17 tRNA genes are annotated in these 2836 nt (G+C 49.2%); all 17 read left to right on the top strand.

The features are described 5' to 3' along the window. Positions 1–120: 120 nt before the first annotated feature. The 17 genes from ACKFKF_RS34820 (at position 121) to ACKFKF_RS34740 (ending at position 2193) form a co-directional block, all read left to right on the top strand. Positions 121–198 (top strand) — tRNA-Arg (locus tag ACKFKF_RS34820). Positions 199–202: 4 nt separating this feature from the next. Then, positions 203–275 (top strand) — tRNA-Phe (locus ACKFKF_RS34815). Between the two features lie 20 nt (positions 276–295). Next, positions 296–370: transfer RNA gene (locus tag ACKFKF_RS34810), tRNA-Asn, on the top strand. 5 nt (positions 371–375) lie between these two features. Further along, positions 376–452: transfer RNA gene (locus ACKFKF_RS34805), tRNA-Gln, on the top strand. Between the two features lie 189 nt (positions 453–641). Beyond that, a tRNA-Gln gene (locus ACKFKF_RS34800) sits at positions 642–715 on the top strand. A 51-nt stretch (positions 716–766) separates the two neighbouring features. Further along, positions 767–844: transfer RNA gene (locus ACKFKF_RS34795), tRNA-Leu, on the top strand. Between the two features lie 5 nt (positions 845–849). Continuing rightward, positions 850–926: transfer RNA gene (locus ACKFKF_RS34790), tRNA-Leu, on the top strand. An 82-nt stretch (positions 927–1008) separates the two neighbouring features. Beyond that, positions 1009–1087 (top strand) — tRNA-Pro (locus ACKFKF_RS34785). Positions 1088–1090: 3 nt separating this feature from the next. Next, positions 1091–1164 (top strand) — tRNA-Leu (locus tag ACKFKF_RS34780). A gap of 5 nt (positions 1165–1169) precedes the next feature. Continuing rightward, positions 1170–1246: transfer RNA gene (locus tag ACKFKF_RS34775), tRNA-Leu, on the top strand. 1 nt (position 1247) lies between these two features. Beyond that, positions 1248–1325 (top strand) — tRNA-Ile (locus ACKFKF_RS34770). A gap of 73 nt (positions 1326–1398) precedes the next feature. Beyond that, positions 1399–1473: transfer RNA gene (locus ACKFKF_RS34765), tRNA-Lys, on the top strand. Between the two features lie 209 nt (positions 1474–1682). Beyond that, positions 1683–1757, top strand: a tRNA-Lys gene (locus ACKFKF_RS34760). Between the two features lies 1 nt (position 1758). Next, positions 1759–1833, top strand: a tRNA-Leu gene (locus ACKFKF_RS34755). Position 1834: 1 nt separating this feature from the next. Further along, a tRNA-Met gene (locus ACKFKF_RS34750) sits at positions 1835–1911 on the top strand. Between the two features lie 3 nt (positions 1912–1914). Next, positions 1915–1989: transfer RNA gene (locus ACKFKF_RS34745), tRNA-Thr, on the top strand. A gap of 128 nt (positions 1990–2117) precedes the next feature. Beyond that, positions 2118–2193 (top strand) — tRNA-Thr (locus ACKFKF_RS34740). Positions 2194–2836 lie beyond the last annotated feature (643 nt).

Here is a 2836-nt window from a genome sequence, read left to right as displayed (position 1 = left end):
TCCCTCCTCCCTTCCTTGACGCATCAATTATGGAGAATAACCCTATTAGGCAATAGGCGCTGTTTGCTAAACAGATGGAGTTTACTACTTGTGGTTCGAGTCCACTGCTCTCCGCCTGATGAGAACGTAGTGTAACTGGATGAACATCTCGGTCTACGAAACCGAAGATTGAAGGTTCAAGTCCTTCCGTTCTCGCCAATTTGGGAATGTAGCTGAGTTGGTTTTAGCACCAGGTTGAAGCCCTGGAGACGCGGGTTCGATTCCTGCCGTTCCCATCCCATCTGGGAAATTGTATTGCCCCATAGCTCAATGGCGGAGCTGGCGGCTGTTAACCGCACGGTTGTAGGTTCGACTCCTACTGGGGCAGCCATTCATTGCCGAGTAGACGAATTGGTAGAGTCATCCGTCTCTGAAACGGAGGTTTGTAGGTTCAAATCCTACCTCGGCAGCCAAACAATCAACCTAATAGGAATCCGATGAAATTTTTTGCTTCGTTATTGGGCGCTTCTGTCCCCCACCCCTCAGTTCTGGGGGACTTTCAGACAAGATTTGGGTTCAAAGTCCTTCACTCGTGGGGGATCTAGGGGGCTGCCTGAATTAACAGCCGCAGCGAAAGATTCGATTGGATTCACCTAAGTTATTGGGAAGTACGCAAATAGGCAAAGCGACTTGACTTTGAATCAAGTGTTTGAAGGTTCGATTCCTTCCTTCCCAGTCAGGGGGCGTGAGATGTAACTGGGTCACAATCTCTATCCTCCTGTTTCATGCTTCTGTAGCCCAACTGGTAGAGGCGGCTGTCTCAAAAACAGTCTGTGTGCGGGTTCGACTCCCGCCAGAAGTACCAATCATGCTGCTGTAGCCCAATTGGAAGAGGCACTGGTTTTAGAAATCAGGGGTTGTGGGTTCAAGTCCCATCAGCAGTACCAAGTTAGTTCGTGATTGTGATTTTTAATTTGAGGTTCAAAACAACCCCGAAGGGTAAATCAGCAATCACGAGTGATGAGATATCGGGATGTAGCTCAGTTTGGTTTAGAGTTGCCGCTTTGGAAGCGGAAGGTCGTGGGTTCAAATCCTACCATCCCGACCATTTGCCCTTGTGATGCAATTGGAAGACATGCCGTGGTCAGAACACGGTTTTTGTGAGTTCAAATCTCACCGAGGGCACTGATGCTCCTGTGGCGAAAGGGAAGACGCACTAGACCGAGGATCTAGTTTTTTGTGGGTTCGATTCCCACCAGGAGTACCAAGCACCGAAGGCGGAAGTGGTCTACGCGCACGCCCGATAAGCGTGTTATTAGCAGGTTCGAGTCCTGCTCGGTGTACCAATTAAAAAAGGGATGAGGGATGAGGGATGAAAGCTTCGGATTAAGTTTTAGTTGGTCACTCATTCTTTTGTTTGGGTCGTTGGCAGAGCGGATATGCGGCCGCCTTTTAAGCGGAAAGATCCAGGTTCAACCCCTGGGCGACCCACCAACTTTAGCGTCTGGTTGAGCGATCGATTTGATTGTTTAGTCGATCGCTGCATTCTACCTCCATAGCAGTTCTAAATCAGTTGTGAGACTCTCGAAATAACGGGTTCTTAGCGATGAGTTCTTAGCCATCCACTAACGACTAACCACTAACGACTAACTACCAACTTCTCACAACTCAAATAAAACAGCGATAGTTGAGCGATCGCAAATGGGCTATTAGCTCAGTGGTAGAGCAGCCGCCTCTTAAGCGAAAGTGTGTAGGTTCGAGTCCTACATAGCCCACCAAGCCCCTGTGACGCAATCGGTAGACGTGTCCGGCTTAAACCTGGAATCTTTGCGAGTTCGACTCTCGCCAGGGGCACTGCGGGGATGGAGCAACAGTGGCTCGGCAGTCTCATAAGCTGCAAATCAGTGAGTGCAATTCTCACCTCCGCGTCCAAATGCAGGTGTGATGTAATGGGCAACATGAGGCTTTCGTACAGCCTTTTTGCAGGTTCAAGGCCTGTCACCTGCTCCAGATTTCTACTTTCAACATCAAACATCAAACATCAAACATCAAACAATGCAGACGTGGTGTAACTGGCAACACAGGGGCTTGGTACGCTCCCGATGTGGGTTCGATTCCCGTCGTCTGATCCAAAGAATGCTGATGTGGATCAATGGGTAGAGCGCCTGACTTGTAATCAGGGGGTTGTAGGTTCAAATCCTATCATCAGCTCCAAAATGTGGACATAGTGTAGTGGCAGCATGAGAGGCTTCCAATCGGGAGCATCCCAATTGTGTAGCACAGTCTTTCTGCCCTCACCCTCACCTTTCCCCCAGGAGAGGAAATAAGAAATCTGGCTCCCTTCTCGCCAGCTACCGTGTACACACAAGTCCGGAGTCGCTTCGTTTCAATCGGCTTCAGCCCCCTAAATCCCCCATTCTGGGGGACTTTGACAAAGGAAAGATTTCCAAAGTTCAAAGCCATGACGACAGCTCAAAGTCCCCCAAATTTGGGGGATTTAGGGGGCGAAGGTCTCGGCAATGACGGATCAATCAACTTGTGTGTACACGATAGCTTCTCCCTGGGGAGAAGAGCCTACGGTGTATACACAAGTCTATACTCACTTCGTTCTAGTCGGCTTCAGCCCCATAAATCCCCCATTCTGGGGGACTTTAAGCAAAAAAAACTTCCAGAGTTTAGAACCCTGATCAGTGTTCAAAGTCCCCCAAATTTGGGGGATTTAGGGGGCGAAGGATTACGGCAAGTACAGATCAATCGACTTATGTATACACGGTAGGGGAGAAGGGCTGGGGATGAGGGCTGTCCCTAAGTACAGGACAAAAAACTTAGAACCTGCAAGAAATCATTCATTTTCTGC

The sequence above is a fragment of the Phormidesmis sp. 146-12 genome, from assembly GCF_052939495.1.
This window is presented reverse-complemented; position numbering and strand designations above follow the sequence as displayed.